Origin of the sequence: Ferrithrix thermotolerans DSM 19514 (assembly GCF_900128965.1) — a bacterium.
GTDB lineage: Bacteria > Actinomycetota > Acidimicrobiia > Acidimicrobiales > Acidimicrobiaceae > Ferrithrix > Ferrithrix thermotolerans.
On the sequence record NZ_FQUL01000016.1, the window covers coordinates 1 to 24,138 of the forward strand.

Annotated in this window: 20 protein-coding genes and 2 tRNA genes; 18 read left to right on the top strand and 4 right to left on the bottom strand. The window is 51.3% G+C overall.

The window, feature by feature from the left end:
* Together BUA24_RS13375 and BUA24_RS06420 are read right to left on the bottom strand one after the other, a co-directional pair.
* Positions 1–194, bottom strand: a 194-nt coding sequence (locus tag BUA24_RS13375; protein ID WP_218587426.1) for a transposase family protein, incomplete at its 3' end; no start/stop codon positions are given.
* Between the two features lie 547 nt (positions 195–741).
* Complete coding sequence (locus tag BUA24_RS06420; protein ID WP_072790182.1) at positions 742–1,155, bottom strand: SCP2 sterol-binding domain-containing protein; 414 nt, start codon at positions 1,153–1,155, stop codon at positions 742–744.
* A 237-nt stretch (positions 1,156–1,392) separates the two neighbouring features.
* Here BUA24_RS06420 and gatC point away from each other — a divergent pair, with 237 nt between their 5' ends.
* The 11 genes from gatC to BUA24_RS06475 all read left to right on the top strand — a co-directional run bounded on the left by gatC (position 1,393) and on the right by BUA24_RS06475 (position 14,431).
* On the top strand, positions 1,393–1,695 hold the full coding sequence (gene gatC, locus BUA24_RS06425; protein ID WP_072790185.1) for an Asp-tRNA(Asn)/Glu-tRNA(Gln) amidotransferase subunit GatC: 303 nt from the start codon (positions 1,393–1,395) through the stop codon (positions 1,693–1,695).
* Positions 1,696–1,718: 23 nt separating this feature from the next.
* Entirely contained in the window at positions 1,719–3,158 is a 1,440-nt protein-coding gene (gene gatA, locus BUA24_RS06430; RefSeq protein ID WP_072790272.1) for an Asp-tRNA(Asn)/Glu-tRNA(Gln) amidotransferase subunit GatA, read from the top strand.
* Positions 3,151–4,623, top strand: a complete 1,473-nt coding sequence (gene gatB, locus BUA24_RS06435) for an Asp-tRNA(Asn)/Glu-tRNA(Gln) amidotransferase subunit GatB (RefSeq protein ID WP_072790188.1) — start codon at positions 3,151–3,153, stop codon at positions 4,621–4,623. The genes gatA and gatB overlap by 8 nt, the downstream gene beginning before the upstream one ends.
* Before the next feature lie 46 nt (positions 4,624–4,669).
* Positions 4,670–6,367, top strand: coding sequence for a dihydroxy-acid dehydratase (gene ilvD / locus BUA24_RS06440; protein ID WP_072790191.1), 1,698 nt, complete (start codon positions 4,670–4,672; stop codon positions 6,365–6,367).
* A gap of 141 nt (positions 6,368–6,508) precedes the next feature.
* Complete coding sequence (locus tag BUA24_RS06445; RefSeq protein ID WP_072790194.1) at positions 6,509–8,215, top strand: acetolactate synthase large subunit; 1,707 nt, start codon at positions 6,509–6,511, stop codon at positions 8,213–8,215.
* Positions 8,212–8,793 carry an acetolactate synthase small subunit gene (gene ilvN / locus BUA24_RS06450; protein ID WP_084660267.1) on the top strand — a complete coding sequence of 194 codons (582 nt, stop codon included), beginning with the start codon at positions 8,212–8,214 and terminating at the stop codon, positions 8,791–8,793. The genes BUA24_RS06445 and ilvN overlap by 4 nt, the downstream gene beginning before the upstream one ends.
* Complete coding sequence (ilvC, locus tag BUA24_RS06455; protein WP_072790197.1) at positions 8,794–9,816, top strand: ketol-acid reductoisomerase; 1,023 nt, start codon at positions 8,794–8,796, stop codon at positions 9,814–9,816.
* 41 nt (positions 9,817–9,857) lie between these two features.
* Positions 9,858–11,354: a hypothetical protein gene (locus tag BUA24_RS06460; protein WP_143146426.1), complete on the top strand. Its 1,497-nt coding sequence runs from the start codon at positions 9,858–9,860 to the stop codon at positions 11,352–11,354.
* Positions 11,311–11,979, top strand: coding sequence for a hypothetical protein (locus BUA24_RS06465; RefSeq protein ID WP_143146427.1), 669 nt, complete (start codon positions 11,311–11,313; stop codon positions 11,977–11,979). The genes BUA24_RS06460 and BUA24_RS06465 overlap by 44 nt, the downstream gene beginning before the upstream one ends.
* Positions 11,980–12,064: 85 nt before the next feature.
* The gene (locus BUA24_RS06470) at positions 12,065–12,694 is read left to right on the top strand and encodes a PadR family transcriptional regulator (RefSeq protein WP_072790206.1); all 630 of its coding nucleotides are present in this window, start codon (positions 12,065–12,067) and stop codon (positions 12,692–12,694) included.
* A 192-nt stretch (positions 12,695–12,886) separates the two neighbouring features.
* Positions 12,887–14,431 (top strand): 2-isopropylmalate synthase, encoded by a 1,545-nt coding sequence (locus tag BUA24_RS06475; protein ID WP_072790209.1) that lies wholly within the window; start codon positions 12,887–12,889, stop codon positions 14,429–14,431.
* 503 nt (positions 14,432–14,934) lie between these two features.
* On the opposite strand, the gene serA is transcribed toward BUA24_RS06475, so the two are convergent.
* Together serA and BUA24_RS06485 are read right to left on the bottom strand one after the other, a co-directional pair.
* On the bottom strand, positions 14,935–16,509 hold the full coding sequence (gene serA, locus BUA24_RS06480; RefSeq protein WP_072790212.1) for a phosphoglycerate dehydrogenase: 1,575 nt from the start codon (positions 16,507–16,509) through the stop codon (positions 14,935–14,937).
* A 153-nt stretch (positions 16,510–16,662) separates the two neighbouring features.
* Positions 16,663–17,853, bottom strand: a complete 1,191-nt coding sequence (locus BUA24_RS06485; RefSeq protein WP_072790278.1) for an acyl-CoA dehydrogenase family protein — start codon at positions 17,851–17,853, stop codon at positions 16,663–16,665.
* 152 nt (positions 17,854–18,005) lie between these two features.
* Between BUA24_RS06485 and BUA24_RS06490 the strand changes: the two genes are divergently transcribed.
* The 7 genes from BUA24_RS06490 to BUA24_RS06520 all read left to right on the top strand — a co-directional run bounded on the left by BUA24_RS06490 (position 18,006) and on the right by BUA24_RS06520 (position 24,072).
* A complete protein-coding gene (locus BUA24_RS06490; protein ID WP_218587424.1) occupies positions 18,006–19,097 on the top strand; it encodes an alpha/beta hydrolase in 1,092 nt (363 codons plus the stop codon).
* A 191-nt stretch (positions 19,098–19,288) separates the two neighbouring features.
* Positions 19,289–20,434 carry an acyl-CoA dehydrogenase family protein gene (locus BUA24_RS06495; protein ID WP_072790215.1) on the top strand — a complete coding sequence of 382 codons (1,146 nt, stop codon included), beginning with the start codon at positions 19,289–19,291 and terminating at the stop codon, positions 20,432–20,434.
* A 58-nt stretch (positions 20,435–20,492) separates the two neighbouring features.
* Positions 20,493–21,347: a 3-hydroxybutyryl-CoA dehydrogenase gene (locus tag BUA24_RS06500; RefSeq protein WP_072790217.1), complete on the top strand. Its 855-nt coding sequence runs from the start codon at positions 20,493–20,495 to the stop codon at positions 21,345–21,347.
* A gap of 91 nt (positions 21,348–21,438) precedes the next feature.
* The gene (gene gltX / locus BUA24_RS06505) at positions 21,439–22,830 is read left to right on the top strand and encodes a glutamate--tRNA ligase (protein WP_072790220.1); all 1,392 of its coding nucleotides are present in this window, start codon (positions 21,439–21,441) and stop codon (positions 22,828–22,830) included.
* 4 nt (positions 22,831–22,834) lie between these two features.
* Positions 22,835–23,476, top strand: coding sequence for an ElyC/SanA/YdcF family protein (locus BUA24_RS06510; RefSeq protein WP_143146428.1), 642 nt, complete (start codon positions 22,835–22,837; stop codon positions 23,474–23,476).
* A gap of 24 nt (positions 23,477–23,500) precedes the next feature.
* A tRNA-Gln gene (locus BUA24_RS06515) sits at positions 23,501–23,572 on the top strand.
* Positions 23,573–23,999: 427 nt separating this feature from the next.
* Positions 24,000–24,072, top strand: a tRNA-Glu gene (locus tag BUA24_RS06520).
* Positions 24,073–24,138: the final 66 nt, after the last annotated feature.

A 24,138-nucleotide genomic window follows, 5' to 3' on the forward strand; every position in this document is an offset into this window, starting at 1 on the left:
ATGTTTGAGTCCTGGTCACTAAAGGACCCTCCGCCACAGTGGGGATCGGCACAAACCCAGCGGCGTTTGTGCCAGATGAGCCTCACCCTACGGCCAAAGCTTTGTAGGTCATAGAGCTCTACCAGGGAACTTCCCTTAGCGTACGTTTTGCCATCACAGAGAGGGCACCTCGGTCGTTCACCTCGACACTCGATGTGAACTCAAAAGGGTGCCTTTTCGCCCTCATCAGCTGGATCTTCAACCCCAAGTAAATTAACATCACTGAGACCGAGCAAGATCTCGGCAATTCGGATAGGATTTTGTTCCATAGGGGTCCTCCAGGCTTTGAGTTGTACCTAACACCATTCTGGCAGGAACCCTGTGCCTCTCTCAAGTTCACCTCTGGTGCGTGGCTACACCTGACTAAATTCCCCACTCAAATCCGAAGTCCCCGTAAAGTAACTTGATGGCCCTTCGCTGGTTAGATTTAGGATTCGACGTCGTGGGTGGGTAGTTGCGACCAAGGAAACTGTAAGTTAGCTCAGATGCGACCTCTAAATTTAGTGATGAGTTCCCACCCATCTTCTAATAGATCATGACAGTGCCACGAGGCATAGGCGCCTTGGAGGATAGATAAGTATGGTTGTAAGACGACCATAGTTGCAGAGAGCTCGATGCGCTTCATCGACAAAGTAGGTGTGCCGACGCTCTGTTCGGCGTGTCTATGTGGAGAAATCCTGTCCCTTTCGTAATAGATGTCTCTTAGAGCGTTATGCTTTTGATTAGAGCCGGTATGCCTTCAGCCGATTCGAACGAGAGTACGTTGCCCTGTAGGGCTAGAAGTTTTGTCAGGTCTCCAGTCACCTTGATCTTTCCTGACATAAAAGCCTCCACAGCCGCCTGAGGGTTTTGGTCGACGAAGAGTGCCTTTGCGGTCTCGTAATCTATAGTTACCGTGACATCAGGATTTTCGAGCTCGCCCATCTCAAGATCTAAAAAACCCTGTGATGTGTCTATGTAGGTTCTAAGTTCAGTCTCTTCGAAGGGAAGATCGGTGACGATCTGGTTCATGCGTAGCTCGAACTCGATTTTTCCAGTCTTATCCATGGCTTCTTTACGGAGGTTTCGGGCTGCCTCGATCCATTGGGGCGAAAGAAACGGATACTTTTCAGACACTCAAATCTCCTCTATTGCCAGGGTTTTAATCTAACTCTGATTCTACTTGGTGTAAGGGAGCTTTTAGAACTTTGTCTCTAGGACTCTTAGTGCATAGAATAAATACGTCTTAGAATCTCGTTTAGTTCCCTAACCACCGAGAGATCTACCTAATGGCGCTTGGTGGAGAGATCCTTGGATAATCTCCAGTGGCCACTTCCAACAGCTAGATGCGGGCACGCACTCTAGGATGGTGCCATGTCTAAAAAGATCTCTATCGAAGAGGTGCGTCACGTTGCGTCCCTAGCGCGATTGCGCTTGACAGAGGCGGAGGCAGAACTGTTTTCGGAACAGCTGTCGGTCGTTATCTCGCACATGTCAGATATCGAAGAGCTTCATACCGGACAGCATATCCAAGAGCGCTACAACTTCGTGGATGAGACCGCCCTCCGAGAAGACAGGTCAGAGGCCTCCATCGAAAGGGAGAGTATTCTAAAGGGGGCTCCGTTGGTGGAAGACTTTATGTTCAAGGTCCCGCCTATCTTGGGAGAGGGTAAATAGTGGATCAAGTGGACTTGTTGAAGATGGATGCGTCTTCTCTGTCAGATTTCATCAGAGAGGGTAGCGCTAGTGTTGTCGATGTTGCAAAGGCTGTCATAGCTCAGATAGAGACGAAGGATCCCGACATAAGAGCCTTTCTTCACTTTGACGCAAAGGCACTGCTTGAGCAGGCGGAGCGGATTGACCAAAGAATCACTTCTAAGGGTCCTTCAGGACGGCTACTTGGTGTTCCAGTTGCTCTCAAAGATAACATGGTGACTTCCAACATGCCCACTACCGCAGCCTCAAAGATTTTGGAGGGGTGGATGCCTCCCTACGATGCGACCGTAGTGAAAAAGATTGTTGATGAGGGTGCTCTAGTTGTTGGAAAGACAAACTTGGATGAGTTCGCCATGGGTTCTTCGACGGAGAACTCGGCCTTTCAGACCACAAGAAATCCTCACGATCTAAGTAGGGTGCCAGGTGGATCCTCTGGAGGTTCTGCGGCGGCGGTTGCAGCGGGAATGAGTACTTTGTCACTTGGCTCCGATACTGGAGGATCCATTAGGCAACCCGCAGCCTTATGCGGTGTTGTTGGAGTAAAACCAACCTACGGCTATGTCTCTCGTTACGGGCTGATAGCGTTTGCCTCCTCTTTGGATCAGATAGGTCCATTTGCAAGAACGGTCGGTGATGCGGCGCTTTTGCTAGAGGTGATCTCTGGTCATGATCCTATGGATGCGACTTCTATAAGAGGCGAGAGACCTTCGCTTTCGGATCTATCCGATAAGGGAGTGGAGACTCTACGTATCGGTGTTCTATCTGAGTTGCTCGACAACTGCTCGCAAGAGGTGAGGGAGAGGGTAGAGCTTGCGGCGCAGCTACTTGCTGAACGCGGCGCCAAGGTTGAGACCGTGAGTGCAAAGGCCGTGACCCTTGGTCTATCCGCTTACTATGTGATAGCTCCGGCTGAAGCGTCCTCGAATCTGTCTCGCTACGATGGGGTAAGGTTTGGTCTGAGGGCTGATCGTTCGTCTCTGTCTGAGATGTTTCTTGCTACCCGTACAGACGGCTTTGGAGACGAGGTCAAACGTCGCATCATGCTGGGCACTTATGCGCTCTCTTCTGGTTACTACGACCAGTTCTACTCCAAAGCTCTCGCAACGCGTGACCTTATCCGTTCAGAGTTCGAACGGGTGTATCGAGACTTCGACATCTTGCTGGGCCCCACGTCGCCAACGACCGCTTTTCGGGTTGGGGAAAAAGCCCAAGATCCTATGGCTATGTACATGAACGATGTATGCACGATCCCGTCGAATCTGGCTGGCCATCCGGCGATGTCTGTTCCCTTTGGCACTGACAGCTCGGGACTGCCCATAGGTGTGCAGCTTCTTGGGCCCATGATGTCGGAACCTGTTTTGTTTCAGGTGGCCTTTGAGGTAGAAAGGCTAGCCAGTGAGGTCTCGGAGGTGAAAGATGCCTAACTCTCAAGAGGTTGAGTCCAAAGGGGTTGCCTGGGAGTACGAAGGGTTTGAACTTGTAGTGGGTCTTGAGGTTCATACAGAGCTAAAGACCAGATCGAAGTTGTTTTGCTCCTGTGCAAATGAGTTCGGAAAGACACCGAACACAAATGTCTGCCCGATATGCCTAGGGCTTCCCGGCACGCTTCCGGTTCTAAATAAGCAGGTGGTGGAGCTGGCGATCAAGATCGGACTTGCCCTTAACTGTAACGTGAGAAAGAGCACATTTCACAGGAAGAACTACTTTTATCCTGATCTGCCCAAGGGCTATCAGATATCTCAGTACGATCTTCCCATCAACTCCGACGGTTACCTGGATCTACCTTCTGGAAGCAGGGTTGGAGTGGTTAGAGCGCATATAGAAGAAGACACCGGAAAGATCTCACACATGGGAGCCTCAGGTCGGATGGACAAGAGTGCGTACTCTCTGATCGACTACAACAGAGCTGGTGTGCCTCTTACGGAGATTGTAAGTGCTCCAGATATTCGCTCTCCCGAACAGGCAAGGGAGTACGTTCAGGAACTCCGACAGACACTTGTGGCACTCGGCGTTAGCGACGGTCGAATGGAAGAGGGTTCGCTAAGAGTAGATGCGAACGTGTCGGTCAGGCCAATAGGGTCCGATGAGCTTAGAACTAGATGTGAAATCAAGAACCTGAACTCTTTGCGCTCCTTAGTCAGGGCGATCGACTACGAGGGCAAGAGACACGTAAAGCTCTATCAAAGGGGGGAGTCTCCAGTGCAAGAGACTCGCCACTGGGATGAAGCAAGACAACGAACTGGATCGCTTCGCTCCAAAGAGGAGGCCAACGACTACCGTTACTTTCTGGAGCCTGACCTGATGGCACTTGCGCCTAGCGAATCTCTCGTTGAGAAGATAAAGGGGGAGATCGTCGATACTCCAAAAAAACGCCGGGAGTTTCTCAAAGATGCTCTTAGAGGGGAAGATATGTCGGACCAGATCGAGAAGGCGATTGACTTTGATCTCTACCCCTTTGTCAGCTATGCAATTGAACAAGGTGTTGCACCTCGGCTAGCGGTTGCTCGAACGGCGAACGAACTCGCAGCCTTAGTATTCGATGCCAAGCATCTTACGAAGGAACGCTTTGTAGAGGTGTTGAGACTTGAAGACTCAAAGGAGATATCCCCATCCCAGGCGAAGACGCTCCTTTTAAAGGTTGCTGAGGATGATAGATCCATAGAAGAGATCGTGATCTCTTTAGATCTGAAGAAGGCTGACGTGTCAGAGACTGAAGAGCTGGTCCTTAGGGTAAAAGACGACTCTCCGAAGGAGTGGGAGCGGTTTCTTGAGGGCCAAGACCAGCTGATCGGGTTTTTTGTAGGCAAAGTCATGAAACTAAGCAGCGGTAAGGCTGACGGGGCCTTAGTGAAAGATATCCTGTTGCAACTAAGGGCAGAAAGCAAGTAATAAAGGCGTGTCCGTCTTTTGGGAGTAAGACAGGAGGGAGAGTCTGTTGAGCGGGGAAAACCATACAAAAAGTTCGGTGAAGATCCGAAGTTATGAGGTGACGGAAGGCTTCCGTCGTGCGCCAGCCAGAGCGATGCTCAGGGCTGTTGGTATGAGAGACGAGGACTTCTCGAAGGCCCAGGTAGGGGTTGCATCTTCTTTCAATGAGGTTACTCCTTGCAATATGCCGCTAGGTCGTTTAGCTCAGGACGTCAAAGTAGGCGTGAAAAAGGCTGGTGGCTACCCGTTGGAGTTTTCGACGATAGCAGTTTCCGACGGCATCTCAATGGGACATGAGGGAATGCACGCCTCTTTGGTGTCGAGAGAGGTAATCGCTGACTCTGTAGAGCTTATGATGCATGCAGAGAGGCTTGATGCCCTTGTAACACTAGCTGGATGCGATAAGTCCTTACCTGGGATGTTGATGGCTGCAGCCCGACTCGATCTTCCTTCTGTGTTCTTCTACGGAGGGTCGATTCTCCCTGGAAGATACAAGGATCAAGCCCTAGACATAGTCTCTGTCTTTGAGGCGGTTGGTGCTTACGCAAGTGGGACTATGTCTGAAGACGAACTTATTCAGATAGAGCGTAACGCATGTCCGACAGAGGGTTCGTGTGCAGGCATGTTTACAGCGAACACCATGGCTTCCATTGGAGAAGCGTTGGGCATGTCTGTGCCTGGTTCTGCGTCTGCTCCAGCCGTAGACTCCCGAAGAAGGGATTATGCAGAGTTGTCGGGCGTGCTTGTAATGAACCTACTGCGTCAGGGGATAACCGCTAGGCAGATCATGACCAAAGGTGCCTTTGAGAATGCTATAGCGATAGTTATGGCGCTTGGAGGCTCGACGAACGCTGTGTTGCATCTAATGGCGATCGCATACGAGGCTAAGGTGGACTTGACCCTAGATGACTTTAATCGCATCGCGGCCAAGGTGCCCCATATCGCCGATACCAAACCACACGGGAAGTTCCATATGGCGGACGTGGACCGAATCGGCGGAGTCCCTGTGGTTATGCGCGAACTATATGAAGCTGGGCTTATCCACGGCGATCTAATTACTGTTACAGGAAAGACGGTAGCAGAAAACCTCCACGATCTTGATCCTCCCAAACCAGACGGAGTTGTCGTGCATCCCATATCGGATCCGATTCATCAGATTGGAGGTATCGCAGTTCTGAAGGGTTCATTGGCTCCCAAGGGTTCAGTTGTCAAGGTGGCTGGCATAGACCAAGATCACTTTGAAGGTGTAGCGCGAGTCTTCGACGGGGAGGAGTTAGCCCTCGATGCGATCCTGGAGGGCAAGATCGAAGCAGGCTCCGTGGTGGTCATTCGGTACGAAGGTCCAAAAGGCGGACCCGGCATGAGAGAGATGTTGGCGGTCACCGGAGCGATGAAGGGGGCGGGTAGAGGTTCTGACTCCGCCTTGGTAACCGATGGACGTTTCTCGGGTGGTACTCATGGTTTTTGCATCGGACATGTTGCTCCCGAGGCAGCCGATCTTGGGCCGATCGCTGCGGTTCGAGACGGTGACAGAATCGTTATCGACGTAAATAACCACAGCATCGAGCTTTTAGTCCCAGAAGAAGAGATTCAAAGACGGCTTGCGGAGGTGACGCCGAGAGCTCCTAAGTACGCCTCCGGAGTCCTGGCTAAGTTTGCGAAACTTGTGCAGGGGGCCGATTTAGGTGCGGTAACGTTGGGTTAGTCGAGACGGCTGTACTATAATCTCATCAAATGGCATTTATCCGAACATCTGTAGTACTAGTACTAATTTAGCGCACACCCCCTATCGGTGTGCGCACTAAGACCTCCCATTTGGGAGGTCTTTTCATATCATGGAGGCGCTATGAAGTTGACCGGAGCTCAGGCTCTTATAAAGTCGCTTGAGATGCAGGGCGTTGAAGTCGTCTTTGGGTTGCCCGGGGGAGCAATCCTGCCGGTATACGATCCCTTGCTAGACTCATCCATCCGTCACATCCTCGTGCGTCACGAACAGGGTGCGGGTCATGCCGCAGAGGGTTACGCGCAGGCCACAGGCAAGCCGGGCGTCGCCATTGTAACCTCCGGTCCGGCGGCAACTAATATCGTTACTCCGCTAGCAGATGCCTATATGGACTCGATCCCCCTTGTTGTCATTACCGGGCAGGTGGCGACATCGACGATTGGTACTGATGCCTTCCAAGAGGCTGACACGACCGGGATTACGATGTCAATTACTAAGCACAACTGGCTGATAACAGATGCGAACGATATTCCAAGAGTCGTCAGGGAGGCATTTCACGTCGCTACAACTGGAAGACCTGGACCGGTTCTTATTGATCTTCCCAAGAACGTCTCCAACTCTACCATGGAATGGTACTGGCCTCGCCAGGTATCTTTGCCTGGATATAAGCCGACCACCAAGGGTCATCCCAAGATGATAAAAGAGGCGGCAAAGATGATCGCCTCTGCCGAGAAGCCCGTGTTTTACGTGGGCGGCGGCGTGGTCAGGGCCAAGGGTGCTGAGAGCCTGAGGAGATTGGTCGATCTAACTCAAATTCCAACCGTCACCACGTTAATGGCCCGAGGAGTTCTTCCGGACTCGCATCCGATGTGTCTGGGAATGCCTGGAATGCACGGCAACTATGCAGCGGTTACCTCTATGCAAAAGGCCGACCTTCTCATCGTGCTTGGAGCACGTTTCGATGATCGTGTTACAGGAAAGGTAGATGCCTTTGCACCAAATGCCAAGGTCATTCACATAGACATAGACCCCGCAGAGCTCGGAAAGATCCGTCATGCTGAGGTACCGATCGTTGGAGATGTAAAGTCTGTGATGGACGATCTCTTTGCCGAACTCGAGCCATTGCAGGGACACTTCAGAGACATCTCGCCTTGGCGTAAGGAGATAAAGTCTTGGCAGGATACCTATCCCTACAGCTATGATCGCGCCCATGAGGGTCCGCCATTAAAGCCCCAGATGGTTATCGAGAGGATCAGGGATCTAAACGATGAGGACACGATTGTGGTCTCTGGGGTCGGCCAACATCAGATGTGGGCCTCTCAATACTGGCAGTTTGAGAAACCTAACATGTGGATCAACTCGGGGGGTCTTGGAACTATGGGGTTTGCTGTTCCCGCCGCGATAGGTGCTAAGGTAGGACGCCCAGATCGAACTGTATGGGTTATCGACGGAGATGGATGTTTTCAGATGACCGCACAGGAGCTTGTAACTGCGACAACCGAAAGGATCCCCATCAAGGTTGCTATCTTGAACAACGCATACCTAGGTATGGTGCGTCAGTGGCAAGAGATGTTTTACGAAGAACGATACTCTGAGGTGTATCTCTCTCCTGACCTTCCAGACTACGTAAAGTGGGCTGAGGCGATGGGTTGTGTTGGGATTAGGGTAGTTCATCCATCTGAGATAGACGCCGCTATCGAAAAGGCCAACTCGATAACTGATCGTCCGGTTGTTATTGATTTCCGTACAGACACCCAGGAGAAGGTATTTCCCATGGTTCCAGCGGGTAAGTCCAACGATGAGATCGTACTTGGAGAGGATGAGCTATGAATCAGGAGGGAAACCAGGTAGTTCCTATCGGGGGAGCCATACGTACCCCAAATGAGTTCCGTCACCATATCCTCTCTGTCTTGGTTGAGAACAAGACAGGGGTATTGGCACGTGTAGCACAGCTTTTTTCACGAAGGGGATACAACATCTTTTCTTTGGCTGTGGCTCCAACGGACGATGAGCGTTTTTCGAGGATTACAGTGGTGGTTGACGTTGAAACTGCGCCTTTAGAGCAGATCACTAAGCAGCTGCACAAGCTCGTGAACGTAATTAAGATCTCTGAGATCGATCCGGACGAGGCTGTTGAGTACGAGTTGCTACTAGCTACGGTCTCTGCAGACGCGGCCACGAGGGCCCAGGTAATAGAGCTCGTAAACCTCTTCGAGGGACGAATTGTGGATGTGGGGCTCACGAAGCTCACGGTTATGGTCGCAGCGTCGCCTTCACAACTTGACGATTTTGAAGCTCTAATTGTTGAGTATGGATTAGTTGAGCTGCAAAGAACAGGTAGGGTAGCTCTGCAGAAGTTGGGTAAGCCCGTCGTGAAAAGGAAGCAGTTGAAAGGGAGGGTCTCTTAGATGGCAAAGTTGTTCTATGAGTCGGATGTTGATGCATCTTTGATCAGGAGTAAGAAGGTGGCTATCGTGGGGTACGGCTCCCAAGGTCACGCTCATGCGCAAAATCTTTCAGACTCTGGGGTCGAGGTTGTGGTTGGACTAAGAGAGGGTTCGAACTCAAGGACCAAGGCCGAGGAGGCGGGTCTCAAGGTGGGATCGGTGTCTGAGGTGGCAAGCTGGGCAGACGTTGTCATGATCCTCGCTCCCGACACCGCCCAGAAAAAGATCTACGAAGAGGACATCCTTCCTAATCTGAGAAGTGGGAATGCGTTAGCCTTTGCGCATGGTTTTAACATCCGCTACGGTCAGATAGTGCCCCCTAAGGATGTAGATGTTATCATGGTTGCGCCGAAGGGTCCTGGCCATCTTGTGCGAAGAACCTATGAAGAGGGTGGCGGAACGCCATCTCTGGTTGCGGTGGAGCAAGACTACTCTGGCTCGGCGATGGCGTTAGCGCTCTCTTATGCAGATGCAATTGGAGCGACTAAGGCCGGTGTACTAGAGACCACGTTCAAAGAGGAGACCGAGACGGATCTCTTTGGCGAGCAAGTTGTCTTATGTGGAGGGTTGACCTCTTTGGTGCAGGCTGGCTACGAGACTCTGGTTGAGGCTGGTTATCAGCCGGAATCTGCGTACTTCGAGTGTCTTCATGAGCTAAAGCTGATCGTGGACCTCATGTACGAACATGGTCCAGCTGGTATGTGGTTCTCTGTCTCTGAGACCGCTGAGTACGGTGGTCTAACGAGGGGCCCGCGTATAGTTGACGACCGGACTAAGGCCGAGATGAAGGAGGTCCTCAGGGAGATCCAAGATGGGCGTTTTGCGACGGAGTGGATACAGGAAAACGAGAACGGCCAACAAAGCTTTAAGGAGTTAAGGCGCAGGTCGGCCGAGCACCCGATCGAGCCCGTTGGGCGGTCTCTTAGAGCGATGATGCCGTTTCTGAGATCGGCTAGGGACATAACGGGCGTCTCTGGCGGTTAGGCTCGGCAATGTAATGGGAAGCCGAAAGCTTTGGGTGTTCTTTGTCTAAGAGTAGCTTATCGACAAGGCGCGCAGTTCTTTTGTTTCTGGTCGTCGCTCTAACGGCCAGGGTTATTGCGTCTCATATCTCTACAAAGGGTAGTGGACACTTTACTACAGGGCAGCTACGGTCATACGTAGCTGCTCTGTTCGTATCTTTGACCTTTAGCGTTGTCATCTATGGAGTCTCTTTGGCGTTGACCTCCAGAATAACGTCTTACCCGGAACACACCACAGGTGAAAAAGGAAAGATCTTCCATTTGTGGGGTTCATCACTTGTCAAAGGGGTGTATTTCGGGGCGTTGGCCACCACGGCGCTTTACATAGTGTTAGGGCCGTTACACATCGCTGGAGGTGTCAGTCTAGCAACTTGGCTCTTTTCCTGCGGGTTATTGATTCAAGGAATCTTTAGGGCTACTATCTCGTGGATATCCCCGGAGGGTAAAAGGGGCGTATTAGGGAGACTGACGTTGACGCTCTTCTCTCTTGTAGCGGCAGCACTTAGCGGCTATGAGATCGCTCTTTCACGTAAGATTTCCGCGGGGTTTTTGAACTATGCACCTGGTGGTTCGGTAGTAGCCACCACGGCGATCGGTTTGGCTGGGATCATGTTGTTGCTTTTTGGGCGTGCCCCGAGCTTTAACGAGAGAGAGAGCGAGTACTCATGTGCCCTTGAGGAGTCTTTACAGGACGGTTCTCTCCTTCGGTTTCCCGTTGAAGAGAGACTGATTTTACAGAGAGAAGCGTTGGGGTCACCGAAGCTGTCCTCACTTCTTCTCGGAGGACTGAAGAAGCCCGTGAGGTCTGGCGTGGTCTTGGCGATGGTTGGAACAGCATCCCTTTGGGTTCGAGTGGTTGGCCTCATTTCCTTGTTGGTGCTCACCGTATCAAGCGCTACAGTAGCGTTTCAGACTCGTCAGGGGGTGTTTTACCTTGTTCCCATATCCATCTCCTATTTAGCTGCAAACGTCTTGCTCTGGCCTTTTCGAAATCTTATTACAAGGGAGGCACTTTTGCTTAGACTCGCTCCTGACGTAGGAAGATGGGAACGCAAGGTCGTGACTATATCCGGAGCTGTCTTTGTAGGAATACTATTGTTGATCGAAGGGGTTATTTTACTGCCGTTCATGGGTCTCTATAACTTTGCGATAGCGGCCTCAGTCACGGTTGCTCTTGGATTTGGATCGGTCTTTTCGGTCGCTCTGAGGACGATACTTTACTCTCCGACCTATCTCTTTATCACTAAAGGTAGAGGTAGAGACTCAACGGACGCTACGAGATTCGTCGTCCGCTCCGTGTTCATTGTTCTTATCGCCTGTACCGGAGAGATCGCTCTGGTTCAGTTCCATACACTTTACGGCGAACGGTCTTTCTTGCTTGAGACGGTCCTGTCAGCAGTAACGTTCTCCCTTGTCCTGCCCCTTGCGGCATCTTCGTGGATTGGAAGGAGGGAGTATGGCCTCCAAAGAACGACCGAAGAGAGTGAAACGTCAAGGTGAATTGAACGATGTAGTACTGCAGTTGAGCAACCTCGAGAGTTTTCATGGAGGCTTTGCTCCTTTAAGTGCTACCTTTTCGAAGGGAGACTCCGTAAGGATTGTGGCACCCAAGATATCCATGGCGACATCTCTGCTAACGGTGCTGGCGGGCGTGGTACCGCCACTTAGGGGGAAAGCCGTGGTTCTTGGCGCTCGTTGTAACTCTGTTGAAGGCAGGAGTGTTATCTCGAGCTTTGGAGTGACTAGGGGGCCAGACTGGGGCCTGACTTTACTTGACTCACTCTTGCTGTATCAAGGTTTTGTGACTGACCCACTGGAAAGAAGAAGAAGAGCTTTAGATGTCATAGAAGAGTTGGATATAGGAACCCTAACCCACAGTCGTCTACACGAGCTTGACCCAAGGGACAGACTTCTCTTCGAGTTTGCATGTTTTAGGGTTCAACCAGCCCAGATCAGTGTGGTGTTTGGGCTTCATGATCCAAACGAGCCAAGCGCTAAACAAAGAATCTTTGATGTAATGGCCGATCTTCGTTCAAAGGGTCGAGTCCTTATCTGGCTTGAACCTCCTTCCTACCTTTTAGGTCTGATAGACGTAGATATACAGCTCCAGAGTAGCCCATTTTAATGGATTGGAAGATATCGGTGCCGATATATCGTAATAGGTTGCTAGAATAGCTGTGTAAAGCCTACGAGAGATAAGAGGTGATGGTATGCGAAACTGTGGAGGACACGGAGAAGGCTGTGGCGGAAGACATGAACACCATGGTGAAGGAGGCGGACGCGGTCGTATGCGCCAGGGACCGATGGGAGGCTTTGGGCTAGGTGTGAGGGGTCCAGGATTTCAGATGCGCCAGGGACCAATGGGAGGGTTCGGCATGCGGCCTGGACGAATGAGAGCTCAGAGAGGAGACGTAAAGGCTGCAATCCTGTCGTTGGTCAAGGAGGCTCCCCGACACGGCTACGAGATTATCTCTGAGATCGAGCAGCGATCTAACGGGGCTTGGAAACCAAGTCCCGGATCGATCTATCCAACCCTTCAAGCTCTAGAGGATCAAGGTCTTGTTGTGGGATCTGACTCTGAAGGGAAAAGGGTGTACTCAATTACCGAGGCAGGTGATGAGTACTTGAAGAACCTGCCGGGAGGAGGAGTTCGTTGGGAGCAGTTTCAAGACGGTCCCTTGGGTGGAGTTATGGATCTTAGGGAACAGATGTTCCAGCTCGGTGCCGCAGTGATGCAAGTAGCGGCTCAAAGCGATCGAGATCAGACCGAGGCGGTTGCGAAGCTGTTGACCGAGACAAAGAAGAAGATATATCGACTCCTTGCTGGAGACGAACTCTGATTTGATGTTTTTGTCTTATCGGGCAGAGAAACACTAAAGAGCCTAGTATTATCCTTACCTAATGGTAGCAGAGCAATTTGGACTACTACTTCTTCTCTAAGGTAATCGCTCCGGCGATTACCTTACCTCCTGTGTCGATCGGCCAGGAGGTTTTTCATTTATGGGGAGTTCTAAGGCAAGAAAGGTACAGTTATGGCCGAGAGAGTAGTCATATTCGACACGACGCTGCGTGACGGCGAACAGTCTCCAGGGATCTCGCTTGATCCTATTGAGAAGCTTGAGATCGCCGAGCAGCTAGCGAAACTAAACGTCGACTACATCGAAGCTGGATTCCCCGTCGCATCCCAAGGGGACTTCGATGCGGTATCTGAGATCGCCAAGCAGATAGAAGGTCCGACGATTGCGGCGCTTTCAAGAACCCATCTTGCAGACGTGGATAGATGCTGGGAGGCGCTCAAGCACGCCGAGAAGGCGAGGATCCACGTCTTTATCTCGACTAGTCCTTCTCACCTTGAACATATGTTAAAGATGACTCCGGCGCAGATTATAAAGGAGACCAAGGCCGGGGTTTATCGCGCTAAGCAGTACACAGAAGACGTGGAGTTCTCTCCACAAGACGCCACCCGTACTCCATACGACTTTATGTTAGAGGTGCTAAACGCCGCAGTAGAGTCTGGAGCTACGACCTTGAATATCCCAGATACGGTCGGCTATGGAATTCCTTGGGACTTCGGAGCACTTATCGCAAACATTCGCAAAGAGATACCTGGAGACTACATTATCTCCACGCACTGCCACAATGACCTGGGGTTGGCAACGGCAAACTCGCTCGCTGGTGTCCAAAATGGAGCACGGCAGGTAGAGGTGTGTGTAAATGGACTAGGAGAACGGGCGGGAAACGCTGCTTTAGAGGAAGTGGTCATGGCGCTAGCGATAAGGTCAGATCTCTTTCCCGGTCTCACCACTCAGATCAGAACCGAAGAGCTTGCAAAGACCTCTCGACTTGTTAGTCGGCTAACCGGTTATCCCGTTCAGTACAACAAAGCGGTCGTGGGTCGAAATGCGTTTGCTCATGAGTCGGGCATTCATCAGCACGGAGTGCTCTCCGATAGAAGCACCTATGAGATAATCGATGCGAAGAGCGTAGGACAGACTGGGTCTCAGATCGTACTGGGCAAGCATTCCGGACGCCACGCCTTCACCGATACTTTGGCGAAGATGGGAATAACACTACACGGCGATGCAGTGAACGCTAGCTTCAAGAGGTTCAAGGAACTAGCGGACAAGAAGTTTGAGATAACCGAGGCCGACATCGAGGCGATTGTAGCGCAAGAGATGGGGGTTGCTACTCATGAGACCTACAAGCTTCTGGATCTGACGGTAAGCGGAGGGCTTGGGGTTATGCCCACAGCTAAGGTCGTAATCGACAAAGACGGCGATACTTTGGTCGGTGCCGCCGAAGGAAATGGAATGATCGATGCAGCGGGCAAGGCGATTTCCAAGGCGATAGGTGTTGAAGCTGAACTAGTGGGATTTCAGGTCTCCTCCGTTACCGGCGGCGTGGACGCTATCGGAGATGTAGTGGTACAACTCGAGTCCAAGGGTCGCAAAGTCTCGGGAAGGGGTATCTCCACCGATGTGGTCGAGGCTTCAGCACGAGCCTATCTCGATGCCATAAACAGGCTGATGCGCATATCGGATCGACTTTCTGAGGTGGGAATCGCCGAGACGCCTTAGGGTCGTGTGATCGAGTTTTTACAAAGTGACCTAACGAAATCCACATATCTTCTTAGCCAAATTGGTGCCTCTGTTCGCCCCCATTCTCTCAGGCGAATATTTGGTGGTCGTAGGGGTTGTCTCAACAAGGCGATCAAAGGCCACAAAGGTTATATAAACCAGTTGGAGGCGAGGCAACTAAGATAAATGGGTAACCTACCGGTCGGTGATAATCGGATCTGTGACGATTAGAGATTAGCTTTTCCACTAAAGGGGCTACCGCAGTATCGCCAACTAGGGTAGTCGAGGAGTTTCGGGTGTGCTTCTGCGGGTGAGTCCAAGTAAACAGCCTAAGTTAACCTACCCTGTTCCGACTATCGGGTGTCAAAGGTGTCGCCGTTTCGTCTCAATCTACGTTGGTATGACAACTTCGGGTAAGTATCAAGAGTCGATTCCAAAGGGCTCTTTCTAAGACTTATAAGTCTTTGTCTTTACTCACCAGAAGAGATAGCTCAATGTGTACCTCATGAGTCTTCGCAGCTTACGGACCTAGCGTATATTATTCCATCTGACGCGCTGAGCTGCTCCGTTACCTCCTGCGGGATCTCTCTGTCCGTAGCGAGAATCATAAGCGCTGTTCCTCCTGTATTGGTGGGACTGACACCCATGGAAGAGATCGAGATCTGAGCCTCTCCCAAGACGGTCCCCACCAACCCGATCTTTCCAGGACGGTCGTCGTTTTTAACTACCAACATGTGCTTTGCGGGAGGCACCTCCACTGCGTGACCGTCCACCTCAACTATCTTAGGTGTGTTGGAGGGACCTATTATGGTGCCAGATACTGAGTGTTCAGGAGAACGAACAGATATCAGGGAGACGTAGTCTTTCTGGGTTGAAGAGGTTGTTTCGGAGATCTCCAGACCACGCTCAGCCGCTAGCTGCGGAGCGTTTACGTAGGAGACCGGCTCGTTCGTGCCAGCAGCAAATAGCCCCTTTATTGCAGAGAGGGTCAATATCCTGGTGTCCTCGTTGGCGATATTTCCTTGGTACTCAATCTGCAGGTTTGAGGGAAGCTTGTCGGATAACGATCCTATGAACCTCCCGAGTGCCTCCGCAATCGGAAGGAAGGGCTTGATGGCGTGGGATGCTTCGGATGCGTTGATATTTACTGCGAATGGGACGAACTCGTTGGAAAACGCCAGTATCAGCTGCTCAGCTATTGTGATACCTGCTTTGTCCTGGGCCTCTGTAGTAGATGCCCCAAGATGCGGGGTGACCACTACGTTTGGGTGTCCTAGTAGAGGTGAGCCGAAGGGTGGTTCCTCGGCAAAGACATCTAAGGCCGCACCGCCTACCTTGCCGCTTGATAGTGCATCAAAGAGGGCGGTTTCATCTATTATTCCCCCGCGTGATGCATTTACTATTCTTACTCCGTCTTTGGCTTTAGCGAGAAGATCCTTATTGATGAGCCCCATGGTCTCCTTGGACTTTGGAAGATGAATAGAGATAAAGTCGGAGTCTTTGACCAGATCTTCCAAAGACTTCAGCTCCACACCCATTTTCTCGGCACGTTCTTGAGAGATATATGGATCGTAAGCTATGAGGTTCATACCAAAGGCGAGACACCGCTGCGCCACTAGTGCCCCGATGCGCCCAAGACCGACGATACCCATGGTCTTTCCGTAGAGTTCTACTCCTTCGAACTTCGAGCGTTCCCATTTGCCACCAACTAAAGAGTTGTGGGCTTGGGGAATGTATCTAGCCTGTGCCAAGAGCAGAGCGATAGCGTGTTCTGCGGCGGACAAAATATTGGACTGCGGTGCGTTGATGACCATTACCCCGCGCTGGGTTGCATACTTTACGTCCACGTTGTCAAGTCCGATACCAGCCCTGCCTACAGCTTTCAGCCTCGGAGCGTTCTCCAAAACCTCCTTCGTAATCTTTGTTGCTGAGCGTATTACCACGCCTTCGACGTCAGAGATAAGTTCCAGCAGCCGTTCGGGGGAGGGGTTGATTTCGACCACAACTTCGTGTCCGTTGCTCTTTAGAAGTTCTACTCCCCTTGTGGCTATCTCTTCTGCGATCAAAATCTTGACCATCTGAAACCTTCCTTCAAGTCCAAAGCGTAAAGACGGGCTGAAAACCCTAACTATTACCTTACCGGTCGTACTTAGTCAAGCTGATATGTGAAGGAAGCATACGGTGTCGCAGATGTCTCATCATTTGCTGATGATTCTCTATGGTTCGATGGATTAGTTCCTTGGGGTCTCGGCCCAGGACCTGTCCTTGTCCACCCTGGGTTCTCCTGGAAGTCCTAGAACCCTCTCTCCTAAGATGTTGCGCATGATCTCTGAGGTCCCACCTTCTATTGAGTTTGCTCTCGAGCGCAAGAAGGCCTTAGGAAGGTCATACGAGCTACGCACGCTCTCCCTTTGCACCTCGGCAAAGTCTGGTCTGTGCATTTCGTAGCTCGAGTAAAGAAGTCCATCTTGACCGAGAAGATCCATGGCAAACGAGTAAATCTTCTTGTTGAGTTCTGCGTATAGTAATTTGGCGACCGAACCTTCTGGCCCGGGATTACCCGCTCTTCTTGTCTGTCCCGCCCGAATGTTCAAAAGACGCCCCGCCTCTGCTGCACACCAGAGCTTCATGAACTCCGCTTTATGCTCGGCGGTTACATTTTGGGAGTTCTTGATGATCTTTAGAGCCTCTCCTATAGACCCGGAGTTCCTGGGGGCTATGTTGCCTCCGATCGATAACCTCTCGTTCATCAGCGTTGTAATGGCTACAGACCATCCATTACCCACCTCCCCGAGACGGTGTGCGTCGGGAACCTTTACGTCGTTGAAGAAGACCTCATTAAACTCTGCATCACCGGTGATCTGTCGAAGTGGTCGCACCTCTACTCCAGGAGCGTGCATATCCACTATGAAGTAGGTAAGCCCCTTGTGTTTCGGAAGATCTGGGTTTGTTCTTGCAAGGAGCATCCCCCATCTCGATATGTGTGCCAGAGTGGTCCAGACTTTTTGTCCATTGATCACCCAGACGTCGCCGTCTCTTTCTGCCCTGGTTGCCAGGCTTGCCACGTCTGACCCCGCCCCTGGTTCGGAAAACAGCTGACACCACACCTCTTCGGTGGTAAAGCAGGGTCTAAGAAGACGCTCTGCTAGCTCCCTTGATCCGTGTGTGAGTACTGTAGGTGCAGCCATTCCTACTCCAATTGGATTGCGGAAGAAGTTGTTGGGCGCACCCGCTCTGCGAAGTTCACTTTGGATCAGCTCCTGATAGGAAGGAGAGGCGCCTAGACCACCGAGTCCCACCGGGAAGTGTACATAAGCCAGACCAAGATCGAACTGTGCGCCCCAAAACTTGACGGGCTCGGTGGAAGACGGTGGGAACGTCTCCAATAGTTCACCCAATCTGGACCTTACCTCGTCCTCCATAGATGTGTCTAGCTCCTGTGTCTCCACGCCCGTCCTCCCTTGAACTTCAACACCTCCACACTATCAAATCCGTCAGCTTTAGTGACGTCATGTACCTAGTTAGCGTATCTCGATCAGATAAGTGCGAAGATCTACTCTTTATAGTCGTCTGGGTGGGCGTGGTAGAATTAACGGGGGTCGGGCATAGTTTCGAGTCTGCAGGCGATGTTGGGGTGAGGTGGATGGGCTATCCGTGGAGCGCAGAGTTTTCAGGCAGATGGGAGTCGCAAGAGATAGAAAGCGAAAGCTTGAAGGGCAACCCTCTTGGTGATCCTTACGTGCGGCCCACATACATCTACGTGCCACCCTCTTACGATAAGAGCGACCGTCGCTATCCGGTTGTGTATGTGTTGCAGGGTATGACGGGTCAGGTAGACATGTGGTGGAACCGTTCTGCCTTTAGAAAGACCACTCCTGAGGCGATTGATGCAGTAGTTGCAGATCCAGAGGTTCAAGACGCCATAGTGGTTCTAGTGGACGCCTGGACCAGTTATGGTGGGAGCCAGTATCTGAACTCAAAGGGCACTGGAGACTACTTAGACTACGTGACCAAAGATGTCGTTGAGTTTGTCGACAGCAACTATCGCACCTACCCCAAGGCGTCCATGCGTGCGGTGATGGGAAAGTCTTCCGGAGGTTACGGAGCGATGGTGATTCCAATGCTCCGGCCAAATGTATTTGGTGCGCTAGCAACACACGCTGGAGACGCTGCGTTTGAGTGGAGTTACGCAACGGATATAGCTCAAAGTGCTAGATATTTACGAGACGTTTTCGATGGAGACTACGAGAGATTTTGGACTGACTTTAGGTCGCGACCAGCGTTTTCGAAGAGCTATGATGCTTCCCTTTCAAACGTCTACGCAATGGCCGCCTGTTACTCCACAGACCAAGACGGAACAGTTCGTCTTCCATTTGATCCAAGTTCGGGGCTTATAGACGATGAAGTCTGGTCGAGGTGGCTTTCTCTTGATCCGGTTCGAATGGTGAAAGACCATGCTGAAGAGCTGTCTCTGCTTCGAGGAGTATGGATCGATGCTGGTAGATCAGATGAGTACTTCTTGGACGTCGGTGCTAGGTGCTACGCATCTCGTATGGAGAGTATTGGAGTTTCCTTCCACTTTGAGCTGTTTGAAGGTCGACACGGCTCCATCGACTACCGCTATCCCATGGCACTTAGGTATCTGATCGGATGCCTGACCGACTAACTGGTGCCTCTCTGGTCGCAGATATGCCACGATGTTCTATCTATGTCTTTAGATTTGGCGCTGCAAGTTTTTTTGAGATAATTTTATCTCAGATATTAGGATTACCTAGTGAATGTTGTTGCAGTTACTTGGTAGGTTCTGCCACGGCAGCCAATTTCTGAAGCGTCGTATAGGGATGAAAGAAGATCGATATGAATAACTTCTCACTGAGCCAAGAGCAAAAAGAGTTCCGGGCAGCGATTAGAAGGTTTGCAGAGGACAAGGTGGCTCCTCATGCTGCGGAGGTGGACAGGTCGGCATCATTTCCATGGGACTCTTTCAAAGCCTGCGTTGAGATGGAACTACCTGCGCTAGGGTTCCCTGAAATCTACGGTGGTTCGGGCGCTTCGAGTGTGGATCAGGCAATCATGGTTGAAGAACTAGCAAGGGTGTGTGCCTCCACCTCCCTAACCATGCTCATATCAAAGCTCGGAATGATACCCGTACTCTACTGGGGCTCCGAAGAGCTCAAGAAGAGGTACATTCCAAAGGTAGCAGCGGGTGCTGCCCAGGCCTCCTACTGCCTCTCAGAACCAGATGCTGGATCAGACGTGGCTTCGATGAAGACTAAGGCGGTCAGGGACGGGGATCACTATGTGCTAAGCGGCACCAAGTACTGGATAACCAACGCTGGGATCTCAGATACTTATACAGTCTTTGCTAAGACCGATTCTGAAGCCGGTCACAGAGGCATATCCGCTTTTGTTGTAGAAGCGGACTGGGGTGTAAAGGTTACAAAGTTAGAGGAGAAGCTCGGTGTGCGGGGTTCACCGACGGGAGAGGTTCTCTTCGATGATGTGCGGGTGCCAGTTGAAAACCGAATCGGCGAGGAGGGTCAAGGATTCTACATAGCTATGGGTACCTTAGACCGAAGCCGCCCCATGATTGGAGCTCAGGCGGTAGGCATCGCCCAAGGCGCTATCGACTACGCAGTGAACTATGCAAAGCAGCGTAAGCAGTTTGGCAAGGCGGTGACGGATAATCAGGGAATTCAGTTCATGATAGCTGACATGGAGACGAAGATCGAGGCGTCGCGGGAACTCGTTTATCACGCGTGTTCTTTGGTGGATGAAGATCCAGATAACGAGCTTTCGAAGTTTGGTGCCATGGCTAAGATGTTTGCATCGGACACGGCTATGTCGGTAACGGTAGATGCACTGCAGCTGCTTGGGGGATACGGATTCACAAAAGACTTTCCGCTCGAGCGTTACATGCGCGACGCCAAGATAACTCAGATATACGAGGGAACCAATCAGATACAGAGGATCGTGATCGCAAGGTCAGTACTCAATCGATAGGGGTTGTGACGACGGGGTCTTGTATGTTTTTTGATGTGGATTTAGTAGAGGTGGTTCGATGATAACCAAGGTAGGAGTCGTCGGCTGTGGTCTGATGGGTTCTGGGATAGCAGAGGTTAGCGCCCGTAAGGATCTTATGGTTGTAGTTGTGGAGTCTGACGTTTTAGCGGTTGAGCAGGGGATGAGGAGAGTAGACAACTCGCTGTCCCGTGCTCTCAAGGCCAAAAAGATTACGGAAGAACAGCTTGAGTCCGCTAGATCCAAGATCACCTACGATACGGACATGGGGTCACTCTTTGACTGTGATATCGTAATCGAGGCTATAGTGGAGAGCGAATCCGCCAAGGAAGAGGTCTTTCGTACCTTGGACAAGGTAGTCGTCAAAGACAACGCTATCTTGGCTTCGAACACCTCTTCGATACCGATCATGAAACTTGCTATGGCGACTTCAAGGCCAGAGACTGTGGTCGGCATTCACTTCTTCAACCCCGTACCGGTCCTTCCTTTGGTAGAGATCGTTCGCTCCCTCCTTACGTCTCCGGACACCGAGGAGCGCGCTACTGACTTTGTTGAAAAGATGCTGTCCAAGCACGTCATAAGGTCGAAGGATAGAGCGGGATTTATTGTAAACGCCCTGCTTATTCCTTATATCCTCTCGGCGATCAGGATGTTTGAATCAGGCTTTGCGAGTGCAGAAGACATAGATGCTGGTATGGTAGAAGGTTGTGCCCATCCGATGGGTCCTTTGGCACTTGCAGACCTTATCGGACTGGATACCACCCAAGCTGTGGCCCAGTCTCTCTACGAGGAGTTTAAAGAACCGCTGTATGCGCCGCCTCCGCTACTCTCAAGGATGTGCGAGGCTGGTCTTTTGGGCAGAAAGACAAAGCGCGGCTTTTACTCTTACGGCTAGGTGTTCAACGCGTTGTGCGCCCTTACTAAAGGTCTTCGGAGAGGGGTCAAGGTATTTAGAAGCCGCTAGCCCATAGTAGTATCTAGCTATTGTGACTGATGAGATTAGACTCCGCTTTGCTCCCTCTCCAACCGGATACTTCCATGTGGGAGGCGCAAGAACAGCGCTTTACAACTGGCTTGTGGCAAAGAAGTCGGGAGGACAGTTCATCTTAAGGATCGACGACACCGACGAGCAGAGAAATAAAGACGAGTGGACAGACGGGATCTTGGCGGCGCTGGGTTGGCTTGAGATAACCTTTGACGAAGGTCCCTACTTTCAGTCACAACGTAAGTCGTTATACAGTGAGACCGCCCGGAGGCTTTTTGAATCTGGCCTTGCCTACTTCTGCTCATGTACTCGCGAAGAGATAGATGAGAGGGCGAGGCTTCGAGGTGGTAGACCTGGGTACGATGGTTTCTGCCGAGACCGGGGATTGCAACCTAAGGAAGGGTATGCCCTTAGGTTCAAAGTCCCAGATGGCGAAACGATCGTTGACGACCAAGTACGGGGACGAGTCGTGTTCTCCAACTCTACAATTGAAGACTTCATCCTGCTAAAGGGCAACGGGGCGGCGCTTTATGTGTTGGCTAACTTTGTAGACGACGTTGATCTTAGGATTACTCACGTAATTAGAGCCGAGGAGCATCTTCCAACTACCCCTAAAGCGGTGTTGCTCTATCAAGCGCTTGGACTACGCCCCCCGGTATTTGCGCACCTACCGGTACTGGTGAATGAAAAAAGGGTGAAGCTTTCAAAGCGGAGAGATCGCGTGGCGGTTGAAGACTTCAGGGACCAGGGTTTTCTTCCCGAGGCGATGGTGAACTATCTGGCGCTTCTTGGATGGAGTCCAGGTGACGACGTGGAGTTTCTCTCCCGAGAGGAGATGTTGGATCGGTTCGATCTCTCTCGAGTATCAAAAGCGCCTGCTTTTTTTGACGTGGTGAAGATGACCCACTTCAACAAGCACTACATAATGATCATGGAGCTAGATCGCTTCGTTGAAGAGTCTGTCAGGTTCTTAGAGTCAGAGGATTTTTGGACCGGCGATGAGGCTCAGAGGGCGAAGTTGACTGAGGTGGCGCCGTTCGTGAAGGAGCGGATAGCGCTGCTTTCAGAGGTGGTACCTATGGTTGACTTTTTGTTTGCAGATCTCAAGGAGCTGGGGCTTCCAATCGGCCCATTTAGTGACTCAGACCAAGTGATTCTAAGTAGATACGTAGATAGAGTCGAGCGACTCCAGGAGTTTCGTAAGGACGATCTAGAGAGCGAGTTCCGGGAGTTAGGGGAAGAGCTGAGTATTTCGCTGCGTAAACTACAGGCGCCAATAAGGCTGGCGGTGACGGGTCGTAAGGTAGGTCCACCACTTTTTGTGGCTATGGAGGTTTTAGGCCGGGACACCTCTATAAGGCGGATTAAAGGCGCTCTTGGCCAAAGGGTTTGATGGTTTGCGTGAAAGAAAAACGGGAAGAGTCATGCTTAGGATCGCTCTAGCGATCATGGCTCTAACTATGGCTTTGTCTCTTTGGTTTGGGTACAACGTGTTCTCCATATGGCGGTACTCGAGCTCGCATTGTAAAGCGCATGTAGGTGCGATCTTGATCATGGGAGCAGCCGAGTACAATGGTGTTCCGTCGAAGGTACTAACGGCCCGGGCTGACTCTGCTGCAAAGCTGTATCAAATGGGTGTGGCGCGATACGTCGTCTCGTTGGGAGGATCACGAAAAGGCGATGTCTACAGCGAGGCTGAAGTTGCGAGAGCGGAACTGGTTCGGGAAAAGGTGCCCAGTGCCGATGCGTTTGCTTCGAGCTACGGCCAAGACACCTATCAGTCGATAGCTGGCGTACTGCCACTCCTTAGGAGCTTGGACGTCAGCAAAGTTGTCGTCGTCTCCGATGGATTTCATCTCTATCGATCCGTACACATTGCTCAAGATCTGGGGCTTTGGGCATGTGGATATGCCGACGAGGACTCCCCGATTAGGGGATGGCTTAGTTTTAAGTACATGCTTCGAGAGGCTCTAGCGGTAACAGGGGCACAGGTAATCGGCTACAAAGAAGAGAGTATTTTGCGACATGGTCAGGACTGATAGAGTGTAGTCTAGAGGTGTCCTTCGGGGGTGGTGTAATTGGCAACACTACAGATTCTGGCTCTGTCATTGGGGGTTCGAGTCCTCCCCCCCGAGCTCGTAACCGATGTGCGGAGCGCTCGGGTTTCGACAGAGTTTCGATACTCCTTGAGTTAGGACTCTATTTTCTCTCTGATCCTTTCAATCTCTAACAAGATATTGAGTGATCTCTACCTTGAGGGGCTTTGGTCATCTTTACATAGCAGGTCTACATAATCAAAGTTCTATATGTTACGACTGTCGCACTAAGAGTTAGGACATTGATAACACGACTTTGAGATGTCCAAAGGCTTCTGGTTTAGATCGAGGAAAAAAGAGAAGAATGGTTGTTAGAACTTCCAGGTGGTCGTGTTTTAGCGGACTCTGCCAAACCACGGGGACGCGATGAGAATCTCTAGGGGTAGCTCTTGCTCATTTCCCAGTTCTTTGGTGTAACGAGTGACTGATTCTTGTTAGTTCTCTGGTAGGCTACATATGCCTATTTGGCCCCATCGTCTAGAGGCCCAGGACATCACCCTCTCAAGGTGGAGACACGGGTTCGAATCCCGTTGGGGCTGCGCTTGATGACCTGCGATTTCGCAGGTCATCAATACATTTGCTCCAAGTGATAACGCAGATTGCTA